The organism is Phytobacter cepae, assembly GCF_054165735.1.
In genome coordinates this window covers 1684319-1707970 of record NZ_CM135107.1, presented here as the reverse complement: position 1 = coordinate 1707970, position 23652 = coordinate 1684319, and the positions used below count along the sequence as shown (strand labels likewise).

The following is a 23652-nucleotide window of genomic DNA, read 5'->3' as shown; positions in this document are numbered from 1 at the left end:
GGTAAACTTGTAGCGGATCTAACCTAGCACTTAAAACGGCGTTTTTAAATAATGTTTAAAGATTAAATAGTCATTATATAAATGTTACTAATAAGTTGCTTTTTAGCATTAAAAATAACCATTTTTGCTGGTGTTATGAATGGATTATCAGTACTATTTTGCCCCTCACTAAAACCGAAGCTTCTATATTTTTTGGTTATGCTTTCGGCTCATTTCCTGTCTAAGAAGTTATGTCAGATAAAATTAACGGTTCCTCTCATCGTGTGAGCGAGGTGATACGTTCGCCGCAGCTGTTAACGCGCGAAACGCTGGCGGGCGTCATCACCGCGCTGGCATTAATCCCTGAAGTCATTTCATTCTCGGTGATTGCCGGGGTCGATCCCACGGTCAGCCTGTTGGCATCCGTTGTCCTGTGTATGAGTATGTCTTTACTCGGTGGTCGTCCGGCGATGGTTACTGCCGCCGCCGGTTCTGTTGCGCTGGTTATCGGACCTATGGTTCACCAACATGGCGTGGCCTATATTCTGCCTGCGGTCGTGCTGGCGGGCGTTATCCAGATTATTTTCGGTCTGACCCGGATGGCGCGGCTGATGCGCTTTATCCCGCAGTCGGTGATGACCGGGTTTGTGAATGCGCTGGGGATTCTAATTTTCTTCGCCCAGGTGCCGCACTTCTGGAGTCGCGAACCGCTGATCCTGGGCCTCTTTGTTCTGACGTTACTGATTGTGCTCTGGTGGCCGCGCTGGGTGAAAAGCATTCCCGCCCCCCTGGTGGCGATTGTGGTGCTGACCATGTTTACCGTGTTCAGTGGGCAAATTCTGCCAACCGTGGGGGATGAAGGTCCGATGCAGGGAGGGCTGCCGGGCTTCACCCAGTGGCGGGTACCTTTTAACGCGGAGACGCTGGCGATAATCTGGCCCTGTGCGCTGAGTATCGCGTTTGTCGGTTTGCTTGAATCCCTGCTAACCGCTCGCCTGGTGGACGATATGACTCACACCCCCTCGAATAAAAGCCGCGAAAGTACCGGGCTCGGCATTGCCAACATTCTGGCGGGTTTTTATGGCGGGATCGCCGGTTGTGCGATGATCGGTCAGACCATCGTCAATGTGGAGATGGGGAAAGGCCGTAGCCGCGTGTCAACTCTCGTTGCAGGCCTGGTACTGCTGTTGCTGGTGACCGCTTTAAGCAACGTGATGGCAAAGATCCCGATGGTGGTGCTGGCCGGAATCATGGCCATTGTTGCGGTGAAGACCTTTAGCTGGCACAGCATCCAGCCCGGCACGCTGAAAGAGGCACCGATAGCGGAGACGCTGGTGATGCTCGTCACCGTGGCGGCCACCATCAGCACCAGCAACCTGGCGATCGGCGTGGTTGCTGGTCTGGTGGCCATGGTCATCCTGCCTGCGCGCCTGCATAAAAAGCGTGGCGTTACAGCAGAAAAATCGTCGCCAGCCCAAGAAAAATAAAGAAGCCTCCGGTGTCGGTGATAGCGGTAATCAGTACGCTTGAACCGACCGCCGGATCGCGCCCCAGTCGCACCATGGCCATCGGGATTAACACGCCCATTAGCGCCGCCACCAGCAAATTGAGTACCATTGCCAGGGTCATGACCCCGCCCAATGCCATGTCGTCGTAAAGCAGCCAGGTCACACCGCCCATAATACCGCCCCAGACGAGGCCATTGATCAGCGCCACGCCGGCTTCGCGCAGGATTAAAAAGCGGAAGTTACCCGGCTGGATGGTCTGTAATGCCAGCGCCCGGACGATCATAGTGATGGTCTGGTTACCGGTGTTGCCGCCAATACCGGCCACAATGGGCATCAGCGAAGCCAGCGCAACCAGTTGCGAAATGGTGTGCTCGAAACCATCGATGACGCGTGAGGCAATAAAGGCCGTGCACAGGTTGATGGCCAGCCATGCCCAGCGATTTTTTACCGCGCGGGTTACCGGAGCAAAAACATCCTCTTCACTGCTCAGACCGCCCATGCGGCGCAGATCGTTATCGGTTTCTTCATACACCACGTCAACGATTTCATCGATGGTCAGCCGACCGAGTAACTTCCCGTCCGGCTCGACCACTGCCGCACTGAGTAAGTTGTCGCGTTCAAAGGTGCGGGCCGCATCCTCTGCGTCTTCATGGGGAGAAAACACGACCGGCTCCGCGTTCATCACGTCCTCAACGCGCTTGTCGCCGCCGTTCTGCAGAATCGTTTGCAAGCTTAACTCGCCGACCAGGATCTCGTCGCGCCCGGTCACAAACAGTTTATCGGTGTTCTCTGGCATCTTGCCACGCAGGCGCAAATAGCGCTGGACCGTTTTGAGGGTCACGTCCGGGCGGACGGTAACCACTTCAAACTCCATTATCGCCCCGACGCAATTCTCCTGGTAGCGCATGACCTGATAAACACGGGCGCGCTCTGCGGCGGGTAAGGTGGCGAGCAAACGCCCCGTCAGATTACGTGGCAAATGCTGTACCAGCCAAATCTGTTCATCAATGTCGAGGGTTTCAAGCGCATTCAGCAGCGCTTTGTCGCTCATCTCCTCAACCAGGTCTTCCCAGACGCTGACGGACGCTTCAAGCAGAATTTTGCCGCGTTTCTCATCTTCGACGATACGCCACAGGGCATGACGTTCTTCGACCGGTAACCCTTCCAGCGTATCGGCTAAATCGGGCGGCGGAAGGTGTGAGACCAGCGCCCGCACTTCACTGAGATCGCTGGTGAGCGCATCGGTATCAACCTGTTCCGCCAGGGTCAGTTCGCCAAGCAGCGACGCGGTGAGCGCTTTATGGGTAGTGAGCAGCCAGATCAGGCGCGCACGCTCCTGGTCGCGTAAGCGGGTGCTCTTTTTGGTGATAACAGACATGGTTTCTTCCCTGCAAAGTAATCCGGCAGGTTTAAGCATAGCGGCAGGCCGTGTAAATAAAACTAAACGGGAGGCACGAGTGGGGAAAAAACAGTCAGCGCCCTCCCCTGAGGAGAGCGCTAAGGTTCAGGCCGTACGGGCGACGGCATCGCGGGACGCCAGGGCGCGTTCTTCGCCAGTCAACTCGCTGAGCTGGCCGTTGCGCATCTCCAGCAGGCGATCGGCATGGATAAAGTAGTGGTCATCATGGCTGATAGCAAAAATGGTTTTCCCCATTTCCTGCATCAGCGGCAGCAAGACCTGATAGAACTCGCGGCGGAAATGCGGATCCTGGTCAGCGGCCCACTCATCGAGCAGTAAAATATCGCGCTCTTCCGCCAGTGCCAGCAGCAACGCCACGCGCTTCTTCTGTCCTTTAGAGAGTTTGAGATCGAGGATTTTGCCCTCTTTCAGCTCCAGTTTGTGCGACATCTTCAGCTGTTGCAGCCATTTTTCCACCAGCTGAGGATTGGCCTGTTGGCCTTCTGGCCCCAGCAGTTGATCAAACAGCCAGACGTCGGTAAACACCGCCGAGAAGAGCTTGCGGTAATCCTCTGGTTTTTCCTCGGCTACGGGTTTGCCATCCAGCAGAATTTCACCCGATGCCGGTTGATATAAGCCGGTCAATAGCATGGCGAGCGTAGATTTACCACTGCCGTTGCCGCCTATCAGAAAGACCTGTTCACCCCGTTTCAGGGTCAGATTGATTGGCCCCACCGAGAAGGTGTTGTCCTGGTAGGTAAAGGTTACATCGCGCAGTTCCAGCGTTTCCCAGTTTGGGTACGCTTGTGGGCGCGGGAATTCGGCTTTATAGGGTGCCAGTGAGAACTGCTTGAGTTTGTTAAACGCCACCTGAGCACTTAACAGGGTCGGCAGTGCGCCAACGGCGGAGAGCAGCGGCGTGCGCAGGAACAGGAGCGTCAACGAGTAAGTCGCCGCGACGTTGGTGTCCGCCCAGCCCAGACTGTTTGCCATCCAGAACACCAGGCCAATCGCACCCAGCATCATGATATTCGACCAGTTCACGGCGCTGAGGTGGAAGGTATCGGCACGAATAATATGATGGCGGTATTCGCGCGCGTCCGGCAGATACAGGTTGTTGAAGATGTGCTCGGCACGTTCACGATTGAGGGTCAGCTCTTTGCGCCCTTCCAGCACGGTCTGAAAATCGTTGTAGAGCTTATCTTCGGTCTCACGCAGCGTGGCAATGTGTTTGTAGACGCGGGATACCAGCACGAATCCGCCCCAGATGGTCACCGCCATCCACAGCGCAGTAATCACCAGCATTTTGCCAGACAGCCACGCCAGGTAAGCTGATGAACCTATCGTCAGGATAATGCCCTGCACCAGTTCCGGCAGACGCACAAACGCGATGGTAATATTACGCACATCGCTGGTCAGCCCGGCAAGCAACGTGGCGCTGCCCAGTTTTTCGATGCGCTCAATGGGGGTATCGAGGATGCGCTTGATAAACTCACCGCGCATACGGTAAACAAAGTGATGACCCAGGGCCGTTAAGGCCAACTGCGATCCCAGCGTCACGGCCATCAACAGTAGCAACAGGCCGAGAAACTCTGGCAGCACGGCAAGCGAGATATCGACCGTTTCGATTAAACGCAGATTGATAAAGGCAATAAGCCCGATGCCAAGCGCAGCGCTTATCAGCGTTAACGCGAGAACGGCAATAAACGGCCAGCGATACTGACGCCAGACCAGCAGGAGAAGTTCCATAGCAACAACCTGTCAACATAAACAGCCCGCAGTTTAAACGGCTCGCTGTTTACATCAAGAATAATTCTTATTTTTATTCAATCTTTCTGGCCTGCCGAAAAGTGAGGTTAAAACGGTATTCTCCGGTCGCCGGATGGTCGCCTGCCTTAAGAGGCGCGATGCCGTGATAGAACAGCCGGGACGCCCCGCCCCACACCACCACATCCCCGTGTTCAAGCATCAGGCGCTGTAACGGAGAGCTACGTTTTAGCCCGCCAAACTGAAAAATGGCCGGTAAACCTAAGGAGACAGAGACAATCGGCGCGCGCAAATCCGGTTCGTCTTTGTCCTGATGGAGCGACAGCTTTGCACCGGGCGCATAGCGGTTGATGAGACAGGCATCCGGTTTGAAATCCGCATAATCCGCCGCCACGGCGGCAGCATGGCAAAGCGCGGTAAAGGCATCCGGCATCGCCGGCCACGGATTGCCCGTTTGCGGGTCGATTCCTGAATAGAGATAGCCCCGGGCATCGGTTGTCCACCCCACCTGACCGCAGTTCGTCATGGCGACAGACATGGTGTAGCCTCCCGGCGTGACCATATGGCGTAACGGGGATTGCGCAACCACCTGTGCAATGCCGCTTAGCAGCGCGTCGGCGTTTTTCAGGGCAAAGCGGCGAAGGATCACCGCCCCGGGGGCCAGTGGCTCCTGCCAGGGATCTTCATCGGCAAACAAATCCAGCATTATGTCTCCTTCTCCTCTGTTTCTTGTTGCAACAAGCGGGCCTTACGGGTTGCCCCCCAACGATAACCAGAGAGTCCACCATCGGCCCGGACGACCCGGTGGCAGGGCACCACTATCGCCAGCGTATTTGCCGCACAGGCACGGGCAACTGCACGGATGGCCTTCGGTTTACCGATATTTTTTGCCAGCGTCTGATAGCTGACTCTCTCGCCGGGGGCGAGCGCCCGCAGCGCCTGCCAGACCTGAAGCTGAAAGGCGGTGCCACGCAGGTCCAGCGCCAGGGTAAAAGGAGAATGGGGGTCATCCAGACGCTGTACCACCTCTGCAACATGCGCGGCAAAACGCTGGCTTCCCGGTTCACGTTGCGCATGGGGGAAAATCTGCTGCAACTCGCTGAGCAGATCCGCCTCGTTATCGGCAAGCAAAATGGCGCAAATGCCCCGTTCGCTCTCCGCTACCAGACAGTGTCCCAGCGCGCAGCGGCTAACAGCGTAGTGCACAGCGGTGTTATTACCGCCCCGCCGATACTGGCTGGCCGTCATACCGAGTGCGGCATCGGCCTGACTGTAGTAGCTGCTGTTATCCGGGAATCCCGCCGCCAGAACGGCCTCAGTAATGGTATGGCTCTGCGCTAAGGTACTTTGCAGGCGTCTGGCGCGCCAGGCTTGCTGCCAGTGTTTGGGGGTCATCCCGGTTACGCGCTTGAAAAGGCGATGGAAGTGCCAGGGGCTCATCGCCACGGCGTTTGACAGCACCTCAAGGGTAACGGGCGCGTCCTGCTCCAGCAGGCGACAAGCCATTTCCACTTTCGCCTGACGCTGAAGAAGAGGATCGATTTTATCAGGCTGGCACCGTTTGCAGGGGCGAAACCCGGCGCCGAGTGCGGCGGGCGCATCAGGATAGAATGTGACATTCTCCCGCAGCGCCCGGCGTGAGCGACAGGATGGGCGACAGAAAATGCCGGTCGTGCGTACCGCAAACACAAACCGGCCATCGTACTGGCTGTCACGCGTGCAGACCGCCTGCCAACGCTGGTCATCGGTGAGTAAGGTATCAGACAATAATGCGGCTGTTTTCATTTCAGGCTCCTCGTTCAAGTCTAGCGCTACTGTGCCCGTTCACCTGGACGAAAAAACCCGTAATCTTGCTGTCTAATTTTTCTCGCTCACCAGAAAGGCGGAAAACTGCGGCGACATCCACGTCGTAAAATGGTCGCCTTCACGGCTGATCATATAGACCGCGAGCCCTTCACGCTGCACCACGGCCTGGGCTTTTTCTTTACCGAGCACCATCAGCCCGGTATCCCAGGCATCAGCTTCCAGCGCCGTCGGCGCGATAACGGTTACCGAGACCAGCTTGTGCTCAATGGGCCTGCCCGTCTGCGGGTCGATAACGTGAGAGATGCGTTTGCCATCAAGCTCGTAATAGTTTCGATAGCTGCCCGAGGTGCTGATGCCATGACCGTTGATGTCAACCACCGCCTGCACCGCGTTTTCCCGGTCTGTCGGTTTTTGAATGGCTACGCGCCAGGGAGTGCCCTGCGTATTCATTCCGCGGCTTACCAGCGCACCGCCCACCGAGACCAGATAACGGGAAATCCCCTCACGCTCCATTAAGCGTGCAAGATGATCGGCGGCATAGCCCTCCCCGACCGTTGAGAGATCGACAAACAGATCCGGCAGATCCTTTTGCAGATACTGCTGCTGAGTCTGGTTGATGACCTTGAGATGCTGTAAACCGGTGCGCGATTTTGCTGCTTCGATTTGCGCCTGGGTGGGCGTTTTCACCGGCTGTTTATCGGGACCGAAGCCCCATAAATTAACCAAGGGTCCCACGGTCACGTCCATGGCGCCATTGGTCTTTGCCCCGACGCGCAGCGACATCGTGACGATATCCGCCATCGCTTCGCTGACCGGCCAGGGATTAAGCGTGGTGGCATGGTTAAACTGCATCAGGGCAGAATCCTGTTTCCAGGTCGACAGCTCGCGATCGTCGCCGTCCAGCATTGCCTGAATTTTCCCGTTCAGCACTTTCGCCTGTGCAGGGGGGGTGGCAGGGATGCTGACCCGCCAGAAGGTTCCCATAGTTTTACCTTCCAGCACCGTTTTCTGTTCCACTTTGGATGGGGTGTCATCACACCCGGCCAGGCTTAACAGCCCCAACAGGATGCCCGCCCGCCATAACGTTCTCGCCATATTCTCTCTCCCTGATTGATGGGCGCAAGCGTACACCAAAATGTGCCGCGTGTGAGTGATGCTCAGCCATAAAAAAAGGGAGCCCAAAGGCTCCCCTTGATACGGTCGGTCAGGCTTAGAACTGATAAACCAGGCCCAGGCCAACCACGTCGTCGGTGTTGGTGCCGGTACGACGCGTGAAGGAGTTGTCATCCAGCAGGTTGATTTTGTAATCAACGTAGGTAGACATGTTTTTGTTGAAGTAGTAAGTCGCGCCGACATCAACATATTTCAGCAGGTCCTGGTCGCCGTAGTTACGGGTACCGTTGGTCACGTCTTTACCTTTTGACTGCAGGTAAGCGATGGACGGACGCAGACCAAAGTCGAACTGATACTGAGCAACCACTTCGAAGTTCTGTGCTTTATTAGCAAAGCCGTAGTCGGTGCTACCGTTCTGAGAGTCACCGAAACGGGTTGCATTATAGGTCTGAGAGTACTGCGCTGCCAGATAGAGGTTATTCGCATCATATTTCAGGCCGCCGGTGTAAACGTCTGCACGATCGCCGTCGCCGTATACGCCAGCCGCGTTCTGGTCAGCGGTACGTTTGGAAGAGGACATTGCAGCACCTGCGCTGAAGCCTTCACCCAGATCGTAGGTCAGGGACATGCCGTAACCGTCGCCATTCTGTTTCAGCGTGCTGCGACCCGTATCGTTTTCGCCGCTGGTGCTGCCGTTTTTACCCTGGTATTGCAGAGCAAAGTTCAGGCCGTCAACCAGACCGAAGAAGTCAGTGTTGCGGTAAGTCGCCACGCCATTTGCGCGAGACTGCATGAAGTTATCAGCGCCATAGGTGTCGCCACCGAATTCTGGCAGTACGTCAGTCCATGAGGTCACATCATAGATAACGCCGTAGTTACGACCGTAGTCGAAAGAACCGGCATCAGCGACACGGATACCTGCGAATGCCAGACGAGTCCAGGCCTGATCGCTTGAACCTTCGGTGTCGTTAGCCTGAACGTTGTATTCCCACTGACCGTAGCCAGTGACCTGGTCATTAACCTGGGTTTCACCTTTGAAGCCGAAACGCACGTAAGTCTGATCGCCGTCAGAACCTGCGTCATCAGAGAAATAGTGCAGACCATCTACTTTGCCGTACAAATCTAATTTATTGCCGTTCTTGTTATAAATTTCTGCGGCATTCGCGGTACCTGCTACCAGCAGCGCTGGTACCAGAAGGGACAGTACTTTAACTTTCATGTTATTAACCCTCTGTTATATGCATTATTATCGCCACTGCTTTCCCATCAATTCCTCTGATCGGTCGGCTAATTCATTCTCCTTAAAAATACAGAATAATCCAATAAGAATATGATACGAAAACTTTGAATGTGTTTCATATTTAATAGAGGTGTTTCATTTTGTAAAAACGAGGGAACTTTTTTTGGCACGAATAGCTAAAAAATATAGCACCATTAATCAAAATATTATAAATATTTCCTATAAATCAATTACATAAATGATACATCAACTTTTAGCACTGAATGCAAAACCTGAACTTAAAATCGGCACTAATATAATACCCGCTATCATCATTAACTTTATTTATTACCGTCATTCAATTCTGAATGTCTGTTTACCCCTATTACGACCGAATGCCTGGCATTCGGTTTTTTTTTACCATTTTTTACACAACCCCTTATTCATCCCCAAAATCAACAATTTGTAATGACTATTAATTAATCAATTATTGTGCCAGAATCACTCAGCGAAAGTGTGTATTTAATAATGTCTTGTTAATTAGTGCGATTTACTTCAGCGAAACGGGAAATATCGGCGGCTTTTCGCACATATTGCTCATTTTTTATCGTTCCGCTTTAAAAACAGACTTTTCTTTTCTCTGGCAGGCACTTGCCTCAAAGAGGGTCTGGAAATTCAGTCAGTACCGGATATACTGCCTGCTGTACACTGCTCTGCAACATAACATCTACAAGACTGCCACCACTGCTGGCAGGCGCTTATGGCATGGCAGCAATAATGTCTCAGCGCAGGCGTTGAGTTTCTTCTGCAGTGTTGTCATTACGGGTTTATACACACGAATGAGTCGATCGGACACCATGATCCCTGGCAAGTTTTCCCTGATACCGGGCAATATCACCCGTTTCTTTCTTTTATTGATCGTCGTTCTGTTGGTGACGATGGGTGTAATGGTTCAAAGCGCGGTCAACGCCTGGCTTAAAGACAAGAGCTATCAGGTCGTCGACATTACGCACGCCATGCACAAGCGTATTGATACCTGGCGTTATGCGACCTGGCAAATTTACGACAATATCGCCGCTGCCTCGTCGTCCAGCGCCAGCGAGGGCCTGCAGGAAACACGGCTCAAACAAGATGTCTACTATCTCGAAAAACCGCGCCGCAAAACCGAAGCATTGATCTTCGGCTCCCACGACAGCTCCACGCTGGAGATGACTCAGCGGATTTCATCCTATCTGGATACCCTCTGGGGGGCGGAAACCATTCCGTGGTCGATGTATTATCTTAACGGCCAGGATAACAGCATGATTCTGGTCTCCACGCTGCCGTTGAAAGATCTCTCATCCGGATTTAAAGAGTCTGCCATCGGTGGCATCGTCGATTCGCGCCGTGCCGAGATGCTGCAGCAGGCCAATGCGCTGGATGAACGAGAGAGCTTCTCCACCTTGCGCAACCTTGCCTGGCAAAATGGTCATTACTTTACGCTGCGCACCACCTTCAACCAGCCAGGCCACCTGGCAACCGTAGTGGCCTTCGATCTGCCGATCAATGACCTTATCCCACCGGGCATGGCACTGGACAGTTTCCGTCTGGAAAACGACCCGACGCAAACCAATCTGCGCACCACTGATAAAGAAGGTGCCGACAGCGTTACCATTAACTTCAACAGTTCTAAGATTGAGATAGCCTCGTCGCTGAACACCACTGGATTGCGTCTGGTGTGGCAGGTTCCCTTTGGTACGCTGTTACTTGATACGTTGCAAAACATTCTGCTGCCGCTGATGCTGAATATAGGTCTGCTGGCACTGGCGCTCTTTGGCTTTACCACGTTCCGCCATCAGCCGGGCCGCAGTAGTGACAGTCTCGCGCCTGCCAGCAACAGTAATGAAGTACGGATGATGCGGGCGTTCAATGAAGAGATTGTCTCTCTGCTGCCAATGGGACTGTTGGTGCACGATCAGGAAGCAAACCGTACGGTATTGAGCAATAAAATTGCCGACCATTTACTGCCGCACCTTAATCTGCAAAACATCACCTCCATGGCGGACCAGCATCAGGGCGTGATCCAGGCCACCATTAACAACGAGCTTTATGAGATCCGCCAGTTCCGTAGCCAGGTGGCCTCACGCACGCAAATTTTCATCATTCGCGATCAGGACAGGGAAGTTCTGGTGAACAAGAAGCTGAAACAGGCCCAGCGCTTGTATGAAAAAAATCAGCAGGGTCGTGCCGCTTTCATGCAAAACATTGGTGATGCCCTTAAGCAGCCGGTGAATGCGCTGGTCAGAGAAGCTGTCGCCATTGGCGATAAAGAGGCCAACCAGTTAGCCAACCATGCAGAAGCGATTGCCCGCCTGGTCGATGATATTCAACTGGCTAATATGCTGGAAAACGACAGCTGGAAAGGGCAAGCCACGCAATTCTCCATTCAGGACCTGATTGATGAAGTGGTCCCTCAGGTGCTGCCGGTGATTAAGCGCAAGGGGCTTCAGTTGCTTATCAATAACGCGCTGCCAGCGAATGAAGTCCGCCATGGCGATCGTGACGCCCTGTTGAAGATCCTGATGCTATTGATCCACTACGCGGTAACCACCACGCAAATTGGAAAAATTACCCTCGAAGTCAGCCGGGACGAATCCGCCGACGATCGTCTGACTTTCCGGATTCTGGATACGGGCAACGGTGTGACCAACAGTGAAGTGGATAATCTGCATTTTCCGTTCCTCAATCCTACCCAGGACGATCAGTACGGCAAAGCTAACGCCCTCACCTTCTGGCTCTGCGATCAGCTGGCAAGAAGATTGGGTGGCCATTTAAATATCAAAGCGCGGGAAGAGCTTGGGACGCGTTATTCTCTGCATGTGAAGATGGCGGCCCGCTCGCAGCAGGTGGAAGAGGAAGAAGAGAAATTGCTGGATGATGTGGTCGCGATGATAGACATCACCTCCAGCGAAATTCGCAATATTGTGGTTCGACAGCTCGAAAACTGGGGGGCGACCTGTATCTCCCCGGATGAACGACAATTAAGTCAAGAGTTTGACCTGTTTTTAACAGATAATCCGTCTAATCTTACATCCTCGGGCTTGCTTTTAAGCGATGATGAAGCGGGTCTGCGAAAAATTGGCCCGGGCCAATTGCGCGTCAACTTTAATATGAGCAATGCAATGCAGGAAGCCGTGTTGCAACTCATTGAAGAACAACTGGCACAGGAAGAGGTACTGGAGTCACCGTTGGGGGGCGATGAAAACGCTGAACTCCACGCCAGCGGCTATTATGCGCTGTTTGTTGACACAGTACCGGATGATGTTAAGAGGTTGTATACTGAATCGGCGATTAGCGATTTCGCTGCGCTGGCGCAGACAGCGCACCGCCTAAAAGGGGTGTTTGCCATGCTTAATTTGGTTCCTGGTAAGCAGTTGTGCGAAACGCTGGAGCATTTAATTCGTGAGAAGGATGCTCCAGGCATAGAAAATTACATCAGCGACATTGACGCTTACGTCAAGAGCTTGCTGTAGCAAGGTAGCCTAAATACATGAACAATATGAACGTAATTATTGCCGATGACCATCCGATTGTACTGTTCGGTATTCGTAAATCGCTCGAACAAATCGAATGGGTTAATGTCGTTGGCGAATTTGAAGACTCCACAGCACTCATCAATAATCTGCCAAAACTGGATGCCCACGTTTTAATCTCAGATCTGTCCATGCCGGGCGACAAATACGGTGATGGCATTACGCTGATTAAATACATCAAGCGCCACTTCCCTAACCTGTCGATCATTGTTCTGACAATGAACAACAACCCGGCGATCCTGAGCGCGGTGTTGGATCTGGATATCGAAGGCATTGTCCTGAAACAAGGGGCGCCGACCGATCTGCCTAAAGCGCTGGCTGCGCTGCAGAAAGGCAAAAAATTCACCCCGGAAAGCGTGTCCCGCCTGCTGGAAAAAATCAGCGCCGGTGGCTATGGTGACAAGCGTTTGTCGCCTAAAGAGAGCGAAGTGCTGCGTCTGTTCGCTGAAGGTTTCCTGGTGACCGAAATTGCCAAGAAATTGAACCGCAGTATTAAGACCATCAGTAGCCAGAAGAAATCGGCAATGATGAAACTGGGTGTTGAAAACGACATCGCCCTGTTGAACTATCTCTCTTCCGTCACCCTGACGCAGACTGAGAAAGAGTAATCTCTGACAACCCCGGCTCCCGCCGGGGTTTGTTTTTAACGCCGTCCTTTTCTGACCTGCGCACTGTATTCAGCAAGCGTCACTTTCAGCACATCCAGCGTCACCGGTTTCGACAGACAGCTGTCCATGCCCGACTCCAGGCAGCGTTGCTTCTCTTCTGCCAGCGCATTTGCCGTAACCCCAATGACCGGCAGCGTCAACCCCATTTCACGAATGCGCTGCGTCAGACGGTACCCATCCATATTCGGCATATTGACATCGCTCAGGACGATATCAATCTTGTTCTTGCTCATGACATTCAGGGCATCAACCCCGTCCGCTGCGGTTTTACAGTAATAACCGAGCGATCCCAACTGATCGGCGAGCAGGCGACGGTTGATGGGATGATCGTCAACGACCAGTATCATCAGATCCTCGTTCTGCGCTTCAACGCTTCCCGGCGAGGCCAGCGTATTGCCGGCGTCCTGCACATCGGCTTCGATACGATAAATATGCCCCAGTAGCGCAATCACATCATGAGGCGACGCGACGCTCATCACCCATTCACCAGCCGCACGCTCAACCGGAACACCAATATGGCGGCGACAGAACTGCAGCGCCGCGCGGCCGCTCCACGCTGCCGGCAGGTCATCATCGGTAATGAAGGTATCCTGCGCATCCAGCTCGCGCCCGTCCCAGGGTTTGGCCAGAATGCCATTGTGCGCAAGCAAGGTCTGGAGATAGCTGGAGAGGAAGGCATTTCGCACCGACAGCCAGCAACAGGTGTTCGTCAAGCCGTCCACGTCCAGCGGCAAGGGGGCCACGGCGTTATACAGTGGAATGCGGATAGTGAACTGGCTTCCCATACCCGGTTCCGTATCGACGGAAATATCACCATCCATCATGCTGATGAGTTTTTCACATATCGCCAGCCCCAGCCCGGTGCCCTGGAAGTTACGCTGTACGCCGGTTCCCACCTGGAAGAAGGGATCAAACAGACGGACCACCTCTTTCCCGGGAATCCCCACTCCGGTGTCGCGTACCCGAATGCTGAGGTAATGATCATCGCTGCGTACATGTAAAATAATGCAGCCAATGTCGGTGAATTTAATCGCGTTGCTGAGCAGGTTAGAGATGACCTGTTGCAAACGCATCGGGTCGCCGTTGAGCGTTTCGGGAACATCCGGCTCAATAAAACAGTAGAGACCCAACTGCTTACGCACCACCAGTGGCGCATAGTTTGCCGTGATATGGTTCATCACCTCTCGCGGTGAGAACTCACGCGGCTCGATTTTGAGCTGCTCGGATTCGATCTTCGAGAAATCGAGAATATCGCTGATGATTTTTAGCAGCAGGCTGGACGAGTTATTCATCGCCGTCACCAACCGGTCGACCCCTTGCGGTAAGGTCTTGGTCTGTAACAGATCGAGGTTACCTATGATGCCATACAACGGGGTACGCAGCTCGTGGCTGACGGTCGCGAGGAACATTGATTTTGACTGGCTCGCCTGTTCCGCTGCCTGCGCCATCTCCTGCAAGGACTCTTCCATTTTGACGCGCGCAGACACATCCACCAGCACGCAGATCGCCACGTTCTCATTGCGGTAACGCGAGTGGACAAAGCTTATCTGCAAATTGGTGTTGTTGCTGGTCAGCACATCGACAAAGTTGACCTGTTGACCACAGATAATCTGCGTTAGCCGCTGCCGGTCTTCATGCGTCAGCATGTTGAGGTAGTTATGCGCCAACTCATTACTCAGGATATTGGTCCCGTCCTGAGTGCGTAAAATACAGATCCCCACCGGCGCTGAAGCGACGATTTTACGGTTGAACTGTTCGTGCTCCTCCAGCCGCTGGGCGTCCGTTTCGGCGGGAATAAAGATACGCCGTTCGTACATTCGAGCGAGGGTAAAGAGGGCAATCCCCACCAGAATATTCAGCAGCACCGCATTCAGAATAAGCATCCGGATGCGCTCAAGGACCAGGTCGACCGGTACGGAGTAGACAATGCTCAGTGAAGACGGTGGCAGGGTCTTCTTCAGCACCAGATCGTGGAAGCCGGAGGTGTAGCCAAACCAGGTGCGCGTTTGCATCCAGCGCGGGTCTATCTCAAGACGGTTTTCCGGCCCGGCCAGCGAGATAAGAGGATGACCGTTTTCATCGAGTATCGTCACCCCCATCGGCAGACTACCCGGCGTAAAGAAATTTTCCACCCGGATGGACTGTTCGGTTCCCAGCAGCGCCTGCAGGCGATTTCCCAGGTAAACCGGCGTCAGTGCATAGAAATATCCGACCCCAGGCCTCGCGCCCTGGCTCATCCAGTAGAGGTTATTACCTCGCTCTTCCTGGGGAGCGTTGCGGTATTTCATGATCCGCTCATGCAGGTTTTTCAGGGTGTTATCCCGCTCAACCGGCACGTCGCGCAGGCCAAAATCCGCCACGCAGAGATTTTCATTGCCGATCAGGAAGACGCGGTTGAGATCGTAAGCCGCGGAAAAATTGTCACGCCAGTAACGCATAAACCAGGCCAGTGACTCCAGTGAACCACGCCAGGCTGTGCCCATCCGCGAACAGTCAGAATCGGGAAACAAGGGCTGAAATTCTGGCACGTCATTTCTGGCGTTCAGTCCACGCGTGGCAAGGATACCGTTTTCCGCCGTCAGCCGATTTTCCGCAATATACTTCAGCTCTTTCATCACGTCTGAGGTGCGCTGAATATACCGCTGGGCCTGATCGGCACTGATATTAATTTCCTGACGAATTTCCGCCTCTTTGTCACGCAAAGCCGTAACGATGTAGAACACCGAAAACAGGGCAATCAATAACCAGAGTACCAGCGCCAGCGCGCGAAAAAGGTAACGGGAGACCTTGAGGGTACTGCGAAAAGAGACGAGGTATTTCAACCTGGGGAAGCTCCGCCTGGGGGGATAAATAAATTGAGGTTAAATTAGCGTTAAATCGCCAGTGCCGCAATGGAAAGAGAAAGGGCCGGAGAACCGGCCCTGATAAGTCAGATTATTCGTCGGCGTCGGCATCGTCGGCTTCGTCTGCCGCACTATCGTCAACTTCCGGGGCGATATCTTCATCCCCTTCCGCGACGCTGCCATCAATGGAATCGAGTTCTTCGTCATCCACTGGCTCAGCAACACGCTGCAGGCCCACCACGTTTTCATCTTCCGCAGTACGGATCAGAATCACGCCCTGCGTGTTACGCCCAACCACGCTGATTTCCGACACACGTGTACGCACCAGCGTACCCGCATCGGTGATCATCATGATTTGGTCGGTGTCAGTTACCTGCACCGCGCCCACCACGGAACCGTTACGCTCGGTGACCTTGATAGAGATAACACCCTGAGTACCACGGGATTTAGTCGGGTATTCACCCTCGGCAGTACGTTTACCGTAACCGTTTTGCGTCACGGTCAGGATCGCACCTTCGCCACGAGGAATAATCAGAGAAACGACCTTATCCTCACCCGCCAGTTTGATACCACGCACACCTGTTGCCGTACGACCCATTGCACGCACCGCGTCCTCTTTGAAGCGCACCACTTTACCGGCGGCAGAGAACAGCATGGCTTCGTCCTGACCCGAGGTCAGATCGACGCCAATCAGTTCATCACCTTCATTCAGGTTAACAGCGATGATACCGGCAGAGCGCGGACGACTGAACTCGGTCAGCGCCGTTTTCTTCACGGTACCGCTGGCGGTTGCCATAAACACGCTCACGCCTGCTTCATACTCGCGCACTGGCAGAATGGCGGTAATACGCTCATTGGCTTCCAGCGGCAGCAGGTTAACAATCGGACGACCACGCGCGCCACGGCTGGCTTCCGGCAACTGATAGACCTTCATCCAGTACAGGCGACCACGGCTTGAGAAGCACAGGATGGTGTCATGGGTGTTAGCCACCAGCAGACGATCAATAAAGTCTTCTTCTTTAATACGTGCCGCAGATTTGCCTTTACCGCCACGACGCTGGGCTTCGTAGTCGGTCAACGGCTGATACTTCACGTACCCCTGGTGAGAGAGGGTCACAACAACGTCTTCCTGGTTGATCAGGTCTTCGATGTTGATGTCAGCGCTGTTCGCAGTGATTTCCGTGCGGCGCTCGTCGCCAAACTGATCGCGGACCAGCTCCAGCTCCTCACGAATGACTTCCATCAGACGATCAGCGCTGCCGAGGATATGCAACAGTTCAGCGATCTGCTCCAGCAGCTCTTTGTATTCGTCGAGCAGTTTTTCATGCTCAAGGCCGGTCAGTTTCTGCAAGCGCAAATCCAGGATCGCCTGGGCCTGCTGCTCGGTCAGGTAGTACTGACCGTCGCGTACGCCAAATTCTGGCTCCAGCCACTCCGGACGCGCCGCATCGTCGCCTGCACGTTCCAGCATGGCTGACACATTACCCAGATCCCATGCACGCGCTACCAGGCCTGCTTTCGCTTCAGCCGGGGTCGGCGCGCGGCGGATCAGTTCAATGATCGGATCAATGTTTGCCAGGGCTACGGCCAGGGCTTCAAGGATGTGTGCACGGTCACGCGCTTTGCGCAGTTCGAAAATGGTACGGCGGGTCACCACTTCACGGCGGTGGCGCACAAAGGCAGAAAGAATATCTTTCAGGTTCATGATTTTCGGCTGACCATGGTGCAATGCCACCATGTTAATACCGAAAGAAACCTGCAGTTGCGTCTGCGAATAGAGGTTGTTCAGAACCACTTCACCGACCGCATCACGTTTGATTTCAATGACCACGCGCATACCGTCTTTATCAGACTCGTCACGCAGTGCACTAATACCTTCAACGCGTTTGTCTTTCACCAGCTCGGCAATTTTCTCAATCAGGCGCGCTTTGTTCACCTGATACGGGAGTTCATGCACAATGATGGTTTCGCGGCCGGTTTTCGCGTCCGCTTCAACTTCTGCGCGCGCACGAATGTAAATCTTGCCACGACCGGTGCGGTAGGCTTCTTCAATGCCGCGACGACCATTAATGATCGCCGCCGTCGGGAAGTCCGGCCCCGGGATGTGTTCCATCAGCCCTTCAACGCTGATGTTTTCATCGTCAATGTAGGCCAGGCAACCGTTGATCACTTCCGTCAGGTTATGCGGAGGAATATTAGTTGCCATACCTACGGCAATACCTGACGAGCCGTTCACCAGCAGGTTTGGTACCTTGGTCGGCATAACATCAGGGATTTTTTCCGTGCCATCGTAGTTATCAACGAAGTCGACGGTCTCTTTTTCCAGATCGGCCATCAGCTCGTGCGCGATTTTCGACATACGGATTTCCGTATAACGCATCGCTGCGGCGGAGTCGCCGTCTACCGAGCCAAAGTTACCCTGACCATCAACCAGCATGTAACGTAATGAGAATGGCTGCGCCATACGGACGATGGTGTCATAAACGGCGGTATCACCATGAGGGTGGTATTTACCGATGACGTCACCCACGACACGGGCAGATTTTTTGTAGGCTTTGTTCCAGTCATTGCCCAATACGTTCATGGCGTAAAGTACGCGACGGTGAACCGGTTTTAAGCCATCGCGGACGTCTGGTAACGCACGGCCAACAATGACCGACATCGCATAATCCAGATAGGAGCTTTTAAGCTCTTCCTCGATGTTAACCGGTGTAATTTCTCTCGCAAGGTCGCTCATCTAACCGCTATCCCTCTACTGTATCCCGGATTCAAAGGTCGCAAATTATAACACAACCGTAATGAATCAGGTAAATGGAAAGACCCCGCACAACGCTTTATTCACGCCTGCGGACTGTTATACTCATTCGTCTTGAATAAAAAGGAGTCATTGCGCCCATGAATGCCGAAAAAACATCGGTTGCTCAAAACGTTGACCACGCCGAAATTGCCAAGTTTGAAGCCGTGGCATCACGTTGGTGGGATCTGGAAGGTGAATTTAAGCCCCTGCATCGCATAAACCCGCTGCGCCTTGGCTATATCGCCGAGCGTGCCGGCGGCTTATTCGGTAAAACCGTATTAGATGTGGGCTGCGGCGGCGGGATTCTGGCAGAAAGCATGGCCCGCGAAGGCGCAACCGTCACCGGTCTCGATATGGGCTTTGAGCCTTTACAGGTGGCTCGTTTACACGCGCTTGAGTCCGGCATTGCTGTCGATTATGTCCAGGAAACGGTCGAAGACCATGCGGCACAAAATCCGCAACGTTACGATGTGGTCACCTGTATGGAGATGCTGGAGCATGTCCCCGACCCACAGTCGGTGGTACGTGCCTGCGCGAAGCTGGTCAAACCCGGCGGCCACGTTTTCTTCTCCACCATTAACCGTAACGGCAAAGCCTGGCTTATGGCCGTGGTTGGCGCAGAATATGTGCTGAAGATGGTGCCTAAGGGCACCCATGATGTGAAAAAGTTCATTAAGCCTGCTGAACTCTTAGGCTGGACCGCTGAGGCCACGTTGCAGGAACGCCATATGACGGGGCTGCATTACAACCCGCTGTTGAACAGTTTTAAACTGGCACCGGGTGTGGATGTTAATTATATGTTGCATACAACGGCAAAAAACGTCTGACGTTATTCATTATTCTTATAGAGATTGCGCGACCACGGTTGCGCAATCTCCCCTTCCCGATGAAGAAATCAGCGTTTGATCAAAATTTCATTTTTTTTTATCGAATATTGACATCCTCGCCAGGCCTTATGATACGAGGACTTAGGGTTTATTACCCTTCTGCAACCTGAATTTAACGTCAAAATCAACTCTTGTACTCAAAAGAATCCTTACTAGAATACTCACCATATAGCGTTTCTCTTATCTAAAACCCCCTATATATAGTATTTATCCACAGAGTTAGTCACAAGGCTGAACTGTGGATAAATGGGGGATATTTCTCTTCACGGACAGGTAAATTTCACATGAATCAGAGTCTACTGGTGACAAAGCGCGATGGCGCCACTGAACGCATCAATCTCGACAAAATTCATCGGGTGCTGGATTGGGCGGCAGAGGGACTGACCAACGTGTCTATCTCCCAGGTGGAATTGCGTTCCCACATCCAGTTTTACGACGGTATCAAGACCTCTGATATCCATGAGACCATTATTAAAGCCGCTGCGGACCTCATTTCTCGTGACGCGCCGGATTACCAGTATCTCGCCGCCCGTCTGGCCATTTTCCACCTGCGTAAAAAAGCGTACGGTCAGTTTGAACCGCCTGCGCTCTATGATCACGTCGTCAAAATGGTTGAGCTGGGCAAATACGACACGCATCTGCTGGAAGACTACACGGAAGAAGAGTTCAAGCAGATGGACGGGTTTATCGACCACTGGCGTGACATGAACTTCTCCTACGCGGCGGTCAAACAGCTCGAAGGTAAGTATCTGGTCCAGAACCGTGTGACCGGTGAAATCTATGAAAGCGCGCAGTTCCTGTACATGCTGGTCGCCGCCTGCTTGTTCTCCGGCTATCCGCGCGAGACCCGCCTGGACTACGTTAAGCGCTTTTACGATGCGGTCTCCCTGTTCAAAATCTCACTGCCGACGCCCATCATGTCCGGTGTGCGTACCCCGACCCGTCAGTTCAGCTCCTGCGTTCTGATCGAGTGCGGCGACAGCCTGGATTCGATTAACGCCACCTCCAGCGCCATTGTGAAATATGTCTCCCAGCGTGCAGGCATCGGCATCAACGCCGGTCGCATTCGCGCACTGGGCAGCCCGATCCGCGGCGGTGAAGCGTTCCATACCGGTTGTATTCCGTTCTACAAACACTTCCAGACCGCAGTGAAGTCCTGCTCGCAGGGCGGAGTACGCGGCGGTGCCGCCACCCTCTTCTACCCGATGTGGCATCTGGAAGTAGAAAGCCTGCTGGTACTGAAAAACAACCGTGGCGTTGAAGGCAACCGCGTTCGTCACATGGACTACGGCGTACAGATCAACAAACTGATGTACACCCGTCTGCTCAAAGGCGAAGAGATCACCCTGTTCAGCCCATCTGACGTACCGGGCCTGTACGATGCGTTCTTCGCCGATCAGGATGAATTCGAACGTCTGTACACCCAATATGAAAAAGACGACAGCATCCGTAAGCAGCGTGTTAAAGCTGTGGAACTGTTCTCTCTGATGATGCAAGAGCGTGCGTCTACCGGCCGCATCTACATTCAGAACGTCGACCATTGCAACACCCACAGCCCGTTCGATCCGGTGGTTGCGCCGGTGCGTCAGTCTAACCTGTGTCTGGAAATCGCTCTGCCGACCAAACCGCTGAACGACGTGAACGATGAAAACGGTGAAATCGCACTGTGCACCCTCTCAGCATTTAACCTGGGTGCCATTTCAAACCTCAATGAGCTGGAAGATCTGGCCGTGCTGGCGGTGCGTGCACTGGATGCCCTGTTGGATTATCAGGATTACCCGATCCTGGCTGCCAAACGCGGTGCAATGGGTCGTCGTACTCTGGGTATTGGTGTTATCAACTACGCCTACTGGCTGGCGAAGAACGGCAAGCGTTACTCCGATGGCAGCGCCAACAACCTGACTCACCAGACCTTTGAAGCCATTCAGTATTACCTGCTGAAAGCCTCTAACGAACTGGCGAAAGAGCAAGGTGCCTGCCCGTGGTTCAATGAAACCACTTACGCGAAAGGCATTCTGCCGATCGACACCTATAAGAAAGACCTGGATGCGATCACCAGCGAGCCGCTGCACTATGACTGGGAAGCACTGCGTGAATCCGTGAAAACGCACGGTCTGCGCAACTCAACCCTCTCTGCCCTGATGCCGTCCGAGACCTCTTCGCAGATCTCCAACGCCACCAACGGCATTGAGCCGCCGCGCGGTCATGTCAGCATCAAAGCGTCAAAAGACGGCATCCTGCGTCAGGTTGTGCCGGACTATGAGCTGCTGAAAAACAACTATGAGCTGCTGTGGGAAATGCCAAACAACGATGGCTACCTGCAACTGGTTGGCATCATGCAGAAATTTATCGATCAGTCGATCTCTGCCAACACCAACTACGATCCGACACGCTTCCCGTCCGGAAAAGTGCCGATGCAGCAGTTGCTTAAAGACTTGCTCACCGCCTACAAATTCGGCGTGAAAACTCTGTACTATCAGAACACCCGTGACGGTGCTGAAGATGCGCAGGACGATCTGGCTCCGTCGATTCAGGATGATGGCTGCGAAAGCGGCGCATGTAAGATTTGATGAACGATGCCGGGTGGCGCTACGCTTACCCGGCCAACGATTGCACGGCTTGTAGGCCGGATAAGGTGCTTGCACCGTCATCCGGCGCTCATCCCACAAAGGACTCACACCGAATGGCCTATACCACTTTTTCACAGACGAAAAATAACCAGCTGCTGGAACCGATGTTCTTCGGTCAGCCGGTGAACGTGGCGCGCTACGATCAGCAAAAATATGACATCTTCGAAAAGCTGATCGAAAAGCAACTCTCCTTTTTCTGGCGTCCGGAAGAAGTGGATGTTTCCCGCGACCGCATCGATTATCAGGCTCTGCCGGATCACGAAAAACATATTTTCATCAGTAACCTGAAATATCAGACGCTGCTGGACTCCATTCAGGGGCGTAGCCCGAACGTGGCGCTGCTGCCGCTGATCTCAATTCCTGAGCTGGAAACCTGGGTTGAAACCTGGGCGTTTTCCGAGACGATCCATTCCCGCTCTTATACGCACATCATCCGTAACATCGTTAACGATCCCTCTCTTGTGTTTGACGACATCGTCACCAACGAGCAGATTCAGAAACGTGCGGAAGGGATTGCTCACTACTATGACGCCCTGATCGAGATGACCAGCTACTGGCATCTGCTGGGTGAAGGCACCCACACCGTTAATGGCAAAACCGTCACCGTTAGCCTGCGAGCATTGAAAAAGCAGCTTTATCTGTGCCTGATGAGCGTCAACGCGCTGGAAGCGATCCGTTTTTACGTCAGCTTTGCCTGCTCCTTTGCCTTCGCCGAACGCGAACTGATGGAAGGCAATGCCAAAATCATCCGTTTGATTGCACGTGATGAAGCCCTGCATCTGACCGGCACGCAGCATATGCTCAATCTGCTGCGTTCTGGCGTCGATGACCCGGAGATGGCGGAAATTGCCGAAGAGTGCAAACAAGAGTGCTATGACCTGTTTGTGCTGGCAGCCGTTCAGGAGAAAGAGTGGGCTGAGTACCTGTTCCGCGACGGCTCCATGATCGGTCTGAATAAAGACATCCTGTGGCAGTATATTGAGTACATCACCAATATCCGCATGCAGGCAGTCGGCCTGGATCTGCCGTTCCAGACCCGCTCTAACCCGATTCCGTGGATCAACACCTGGCTGGTGTCTGACAACGTGCAGGTTGCCCCACAGGAAGTGGAAGTGAGCTCCTATCTGGTCGGTCAGATCGACTCTGAAGTCGACACTGACGACCTGAGCAACTTCCAGCTCTGATGACACGCGTAACCTTGCGTCTGACTGGCACGCAGTTGATGTGCCAGGAAGAGCACCCTTCTCTGCTGGTGGCACTCGAATCGCATCGGGTAACGGTGGAGTATCAATGTCGGGAAGGCTACTGTGGCTCCTGCCGCTGCCGACTGGTCTCAGGCCAGGTTGACTGGCTGACCGAGCCGCTGGCATTTATCCAGCCCGATGAGATTTTGCCCTGTTGTTGCAGGGCAAAAGGGGATATTGAGATTGAAATGTAAAAAGGGCCTTACGGCCCTTTTTTATT

General features: G+C 53.6%; 15 protein-coding genes. 7 read left to right on the top strand and 8 right to left on the bottom strand.

Features of this window, described 5'->3' with window-relative positions; genetic code table 11:
• Positions 1–230: 230 nt before the first annotated feature.
• Positions 231–1466, top strand: a complete 1236-nt coding sequence (locus ACUY4Q_RS07895) for a SulP family inorganic anion transporter (protein WP_458046496.1) — start codon at positions 231–233, stop codon at positions 1464–1466.
• Here ACUY4Q_RS07895 and mgtE read toward each other — a convergent pair.
• From mgtE to ACUY4Q_RS07865, 6 genes are all read right to left on the bottom strand, one after another.
• Positions 1429–2865 (bottom strand): magnesium transporter, encoded by a 1437-nt coding sequence (mgtE, locus tag ACUY4Q_RS07890; protein WP_458046495.1) that lies wholly within the window; start codon positions 2863–2865, stop codon positions 1429–1431. The genes ACUY4Q_RS07895 and mgtE overlap by 38 nt on opposite strands.
• Positions 2866–2991: 126 nt before the next feature.
• Positions 2992–4635: a multidrug ABC transporter permease/ATP-binding protein gene (locus tag ACUY4Q_RS07885; RefSeq protein ID WP_458046494.1), complete on the bottom strand. Its 1644-nt coding sequence runs from the start codon at positions 4633–4635 to the stop codon at positions 2992–2994.
• Between the two features lie 73 nt (positions 4636–4708).
• The gene (gene alkB / locus ACUY4Q_RS07880; protein ID WP_458046493.1) at positions 4709–5359 is read right to left on the bottom strand and encodes a DNA oxidative demethylase AlkB; all 651 of its coding nucleotides are present in this window, start codon (positions 5357–5359) and stop codon (positions 4709–4711) included.
• Positions 5359–6438: a bifunctional DNA-binding transcriptional regulator/O6-methylguanine-DNA methyltransferase Ada gene (ada, locus tag ACUY4Q_RS07875; protein ID WP_458046492.1), complete on the bottom strand. Its 1080-nt coding sequence runs from the start codon at positions 6436–6438 to the stop codon at positions 5359–5361. The genes alkB and ada overlap by 1 nt, the downstream gene beginning before the upstream one ends.
• Before the next feature lie 72 nt (positions 6439–6510).
• A complete protein-coding gene (gene apbE, locus ACUY4Q_RS07870) occupies positions 6511–7554 on the bottom strand; it encodes an FAD:protein FMN transferase ApbE (RefSeq protein ID WP_458046491.1) in 1044 nt (347 codons plus the stop codon).
• 115 nt (positions 7555–7669) lie between these two features.
• Complete coding sequence (locus tag ACUY4Q_RS07865; protein WP_458046490.1) at positions 7670–8791, bottom strand: porin OmpC; 1122 nt, start codon at positions 8789–8791, stop codon at positions 7670–7672.
• Positions 8792–9630: 839 nt separating this feature from the next.
• Here ACUY4Q_RS07865 and rcsD point away from each other — a divergent pair.
• A complete protein-coding gene (rcsD, locus tag ACUY4Q_RS07860; RefSeq protein ID WP_458046489.1) occupies positions 9631–12303 on the top strand; it encodes a phosphotransferase RcsD in 2673 nt (890 codons plus the stop codon).
• Positions 12304–12320: 17 nt separating this feature from the next.
• Positions 12321–12971 carry a response regulator transcription factor RcsB gene (rcsB, locus tag ACUY4Q_RS07855; protein WP_437430751.1) on the top strand — a complete coding sequence of 217 codons (651 nt, stop codon included), beginning with the start codon at positions 12321–12323 and terminating at the stop codon, positions 12969–12971.
• 35 nt (positions 12972–13006) lie between these two features.
• Here rcsB and rcsC read toward each other — a convergent pair whose 3' ends face one another.
• Positions 13007–15853, bottom strand: a complete 2847-nt coding sequence (rcsC, locus tag ACUY4Q_RS07850; protein WP_458046488.1) for a two-component system sensor histidine kinase RcsC — start codon at positions 15851–15853, stop codon at positions 13007–13009.
• A gap of 112 nt (positions 15854–15965) precedes the next feature.
• Complete coding sequence (gene gyrA / locus ACUY4Q_RS07845) at positions 15966–18611, bottom strand: DNA topoisomerase (ATP-hydrolyzing) subunit A (RefSeq protein WP_458046487.1); 2646 nt, start codon at positions 18609–18611, stop codon at positions 15966–15968.
• A 158-nt stretch (positions 18612–18769) separates the two neighbouring features.
• On the opposite strand from gyrA, the gene ubiG reads away from it, so the two are divergent.
• The 4 genes from ubiG to yfaE all read left to right on the top strand — a co-directional run bounded on the left by ubiG (position 18770) and on the right by yfaE (position 23626).
• On the top strand, positions 18770–19498 hold the full coding sequence (ubiG, locus tag ACUY4Q_RS07840) for a bifunctional 2-polyprenyl-6-hydroxyphenol methylase/3-demethylubiquinol 3-O-methyltransferase UbiG (protein ID WP_458046486.1): 729 nt from the start codon (positions 18770–18772) through the stop codon (positions 19496–19498).
• A gap of 344 nt (positions 19499–19842) precedes the next feature.
• Positions 19843–22128: a class 1a ribonucleoside-diphosphate reductase subunit alpha gene (gene nrdA / locus ACUY4Q_RS07835; RefSeq protein WP_458046485.1), complete on the top strand. Its 2286-nt coding sequence runs from the start codon at positions 19843–19845 to the stop codon at positions 22126–22128.
• A 113-nt stretch (positions 22129–22241) separates the two neighbouring features.
• A complete protein-coding gene (gene nrdB / locus ACUY4Q_RS07830) occupies positions 22242–23372 on the top strand; it encodes a class Ia ribonucleoside-diphosphate reductase subunit beta (protein WP_458046484.1) in 1131 nt (376 codons plus the stop codon).
• A complete protein-coding gene (gene yfaE / locus ACUY4Q_RS07825) occupies positions 23372–23626 on the top strand; it encodes a class I ribonucleotide reductase maintenance protein YfaE (RefSeq protein WP_458046483.1) in 255 nt (84 codons plus the stop codon). Before nrdB ends, yfaE begins: the two co-directional genes overlap by 1 nt.
• Positions 23627–23652 lie beyond the last annotated feature (26 nt).

Bases quoted from the DNA above. Each gene is read 5' to 3' on its own strand.
- ACUY4Q_RS07895 (WP_458046496.1), top strand. From the start codon at position 231: ATGTCAGATAAAATTAACGGTTCCTCTCATCGTGTGAGCGAGGTGATA.
- mgtE (WP_458046495.1), bottom strand. From the start codon at position 2,865: ATGTCTGTTATCACCAAAAAGAGCACCCGCTTACGCGACCAGGAGCGT.
- ACUY4Q_RS07885 (WP_458046494.1), bottom strand. From the start codon at position 4,635: ATGGAACTTCTCCTGCTGGTCTGGCGTCAGTATCGCTGGCCGTTTATT.
- alkB (WP_458046493.1), bottom strand. From the start codon at position 5,359: ATGCTGGATTTGTTTGCCGATGAAGATCCCTGGCAGGAGCCACTGGCC.
- ada (WP_458046492.1), bottom strand. From the start codon at position 6,438: ATGAAAACAGCCGCATTATTGTCTGATACCTTACTCACCGATGACCAG.
- apbE (WP_458046491.1), bottom strand. From the start codon at position 7,554: ATGGCGAGAACGTTATGGCGGGCGGGCATCCTGTTGGGGCTGTTAAGC.
- ACUY4Q_RS07865 (WP_458046490.1), bottom strand. From the start codon at position 8,791: ATGAAAGTTAAAGTACTGTCCCTTCTGGTACCAGCGCTGCTGGTAGCA.
- rcsD (WP_458046489.1), top strand. From the start codon at position 9,631: ATGAGTCGATCGGACACCATGATCCCTGGCAAGTTTTCCCTGATACCG.
- rcsB (WP_437430751.1), top strand. From the start codon at position 12,321: ATGAACAATATGAACGTAATTATTGCCGATGACCATCCGATTGTACTG.
- gyrA (WP_458046487.1), bottom strand. From the start codon at position 18,611: ATGAGCGACCTTGCGAGAGAAATTACACCGGTTAACATCGAGGAAGAG.
- ubiG (WP_458046486.1), top strand. From the start codon at position 18,770: ATGAATGCCGAAAAAACATCGGTTGCTCAAAACGTTGACCACGCCGAA.
- nrdA (WP_458046485.1), top strand. From the start codon at position 19,843: ATGAATCAGAGTCTACTGGTGACAAAGCGCGATGGCGCCACTGAACGC.
- nrdB (WP_458046484.1), top strand. From the start codon at position 22,242: ATGGCCTATACCACTTTTTCACAGACGAAAAATAACCAGCTGCTGGAA.
- yfaE (WP_458046483.1), top strand. From the start codon at position 23,372: ATGACACGCGTAACCTTGCGTCTGACTGGCACGCAGTTGATGTGCCAG.